The 483-nt window shown below is 43.3% G+C and carries 1 tRNA gene and 1 rRNA gene; both read right to left on the minus strand.

What is annotated here, in order from left to right:
- Window positions 1–206: 206 nt before the first annotated feature.
- Window positions 207–282 (minus strand) — tRNA-Glu (locus JIG40_RS00915).
- A 100-nt stretch (window positions 283–382) separates the two neighbouring features.
- Window positions 383–483: ribosomal RNA gene (locus JIG40_RS00920) — 16S ribosomal RNA — on the minus strand; the annotation flags it as partial.

A 483-nucleotide genomic window follows, 5' to 3' on the forward strand; every position in this document is an offset into this window, starting at 1 on the left:
GAAGACTTACTGAATCAGTAAGCTTCGATACCAAGCACACTTGAATGTGTTTGTTGGTGTATTCCGTTCAGGAATACATTGAGAACTTTACAAACAATCTTAAAAGATTGTTTTGTCAGCTTTCCAAATTGTTAAAGAGCAAGATTCACTTTCTGTATCAGAAAGAAACCATTTTTAAAGATTCTTCAGGTAAAAACCTTTAAAGATGGTATCCCGTAGGGGAGTCGAACCCCTGTTACCGCCGTGAAAGGGCGGTGTCCTAGGCCTCTAGACGAACGGGACACAGCAGTGTATCTCCGCACTAAAGGGCAGAGGTACGAATCTCTTCACTTTATTAAACACTATCAATCTGTGTGAACACTCATCGCAATAATCATTCGTATAAGGAGGTGATCCAGCGCCAGGTTCCCCTAGCGCTACCTTGTTACGACTTCACCCCAGTCATGAACCACAAAGTGGCAAGCGTCCTCCCGAAGGTTAAAC

The organism is Vibrio sp. bablab_jr001, assembly GCF_016464285.1.
GTDB classification, from domain to species: domain Bacteria; phylum Pseudomonadota; class Gammaproteobacteria; order Enterobacterales; family Vibrionaceae; genus Vibrio; species Vibrio fluvialis.